The sequence below is a fragment of the Actinosynnema sp. genome (genome assembly GCF_052038725.1).
On the sequence record NZ_JBQGCX010000954.1, the window covers coordinates 1 to 2,471 of the forward strand.

The window sequence follows — 2,471 nt, forward strand, 5'->3', positions numbered from 1 at the left end:
ACCGTCGGGCAGGGTGCGCACGAAGCGGTCCACGTAGGTCGCCCTGGCGGCGGCCAGGATCTCCTCCTCGGTCGCGTCCGGCCTGCCGTAGGCGATGTTCTGCCTGATCGTGCCGCCGAAGAGCCACGTCTCCTGGAGCACCATGCCGATCTGCGAGCGCAGGTCCTCGCGCTTGAGCGCGGTGATGTCCACGCCGTCGAGGGTGATGCGGCCCTCGTCCAGCTCGTAGAAGCGCATCACGAGGTTGACCAGCGTGGTCTTGCCCGCGCCGGTCGGGCCGACGATCGCCACCGTGCTGCCCGGCTCCGCGACCAGCGACAGGTGCTTGATCAGCGGCTGCTCGGGCAGGTAGGAGAAGCTGACGTCGTGGAACTCCACCCGGCCCCTGCGGGTCGCGGGCAGCTGCTCCTCGACCGGGTCGGGGACCTGCTCCTCGGCGTCGAGCAGCTCGAACACCCGCTCGGCCGAGGCGACGCCGGACTGGAGCAGGTTCGCCATCGCGGCCACCTGGGTCAGCGGCTGGGTGAACTGGCGGGAGTACTGGATGAACGCCTGCACCTCGCCGAGCGTCATCGCGCCCGACGTCACCCGCAGGCCGCCGACCACGGCGATCGCGACGTAGCCGACGTTCGACAGGAACATCATCAGCGGCATGATCAGGCCGGAGATGAACTGCGCGCCCAGCGCCGAGCCGAGCAGGTCGTCGTTGCGGCGGCGGAACTCCTCCTCGGACTCGCGCTGGCGGCCGAACACCTTGACGAGCTGGTGACCGCTGAACGCCTCCTCGATGTGCGCGTTCAGGTCGCCGGTGTGCTTCCACTGCGCCACGAACAGCGCCTGCGACCGCTTGCGGATGCGCGCGGTGATGATGATCGACAGCGGGATCAGGGCCAGTGCGATCAGCGCCAGCAGCGGGGAGATCGACACCATCATCGCCAGCACGCCGATCAGCGTCAGACCGGAGACCAGCAGCTGGCTCATGGTCTGCTGGAGGGTGGTGGCGATGTTGTCGATGTCGTTGGTGACGCGGGAGAGCAGCTCACCGCGCGGTTGGCTGTCGAAGTAGCGCAGCGGCAGGCGGTGCAGCTTGTCCTCGACGTCGGCGCGCAGCCGGTAGACCACGCGCTGCACGACGCCGTTGAGCAGGAGCCCCTGGACGTAGCCGAACACCGACGACGCGACGTACAGGCCGAGCACCCAGGAGAGGACTGAACCGAGCGCGGCGAAGTCGATGCCCGCGCCGGGAACGCCGCGCATCCGGGCGAGGACGCCGTTGAAGATGATGTCGGTGGCGTGCCCGAGGACCTTGGGCCCGGCGACGGACAGCGCGACGCTGGCCACGCCGAGCACGACGACCCCGATGAACGGCACGCGCTCCGGGCTCACCCTGCCGACCAGCCGCTTGGCGGACGGCTTGAAGTCGTGGGCCTTGCCCATCGGCGGCATCCCGCCCCCAAAGGGCCCGCCGCCTCCCATCGGTCCACGCGGCTGCGGCCTGGCCGCCTGGGACTGGGTGGTGGTCACTGGTGAGCCTTTCTGGGCGCGGACGACGGCGTGAGCGACAACGCGGGCGACCGGGAGCCGAGCAGCGGGGACCTGGGTGGGGTGAAAGCGGCGTGATCGCGGATGCGGACCCGGACGCGAGTGCAGGCGCGGGTGCGGGCGCGAGCCACGGGGAGAGCGGGGACGGGGAACAGTTCAGCAGTGGGTGCGGGGAGGAGGGGGCGAGCGGTGACCAGGTGTGAGTTGTGGTCGGGCTTCGCCGGTGTGCGGGGAAGGGCAGCTCGGGGTGAACGTCGGAGGGCGACGCACGGCAGGCTGGAGGTAGCGGGTGTGGGGAAGCACGCCGAGGTGGCCGCCGAGTGGTGTGCGCGGCTGCGGTTGAGCTGGGTGGGCTGGTTGCACCGGGGAGCACTGGGGGCGGTTGGCGGACAGGAAGTGCGGTGATGGCCCGAAGTGCGGTGACGGCCGGGAGTGCGATGGAGAGTGGCGACCAGCGGGAGGGCGATCAGTGGTGTGGACGCTTCCCTGCGAGGAGTGAGTGGTTTGGCGGGGCGGACCGTTGGCTTTGGTGGAGCGGAGAGCAGCGCTGGCACCGGGCGAGGCGTTGGCATGGGGAACAGCGCCAGTGCGGAGGATCGCGCTGACGCGGAGGGTGGTGCCGATGCGGGGATTAGCGCGAGCGCGGAAGGTGACGTCAGTGAGGGGACCCGAGTTGGGGCCGAGGATGGCACCAGCGTAGGAGCCCAGGTCGACGCGGAAGGTGATGCTGGCGCGGGAATTAGTGTCAGCGCGGAAGGCGGCGCTGGCACGGGGACCTGGGCCAGCGCGGGAGCACAGGCTAGGACGGAACGGGACACCAGCGCGGAAGCGCGGGTTGATGGGGAAGGCGGCGCTGGCACGGGAGCCTGAGCCAGCGCGGGAACCCAGGTCAGGGTCGAAGGTGACACCTGGGCGGGAAACCAGGGCGG

At 70.3% G+C, this 2,471-nt stretch carries 1 protein-coding gene; it reads right to left on the reverse strand.

Annotation, left to right across the window (positions count from 1 at the left end):
* Window positions 1-1,437: ABC transporter ATP-binding protein (locus ACTUAL_RS20205; RefSeq protein ID WP_440901349.1), on the reverse strand; the 1,437-nt coding region annotated here is incomplete at its 3' end.
* Between the last annotated feature and the right edge of the window lie 1,034 nt (window positions 1,438-2,471).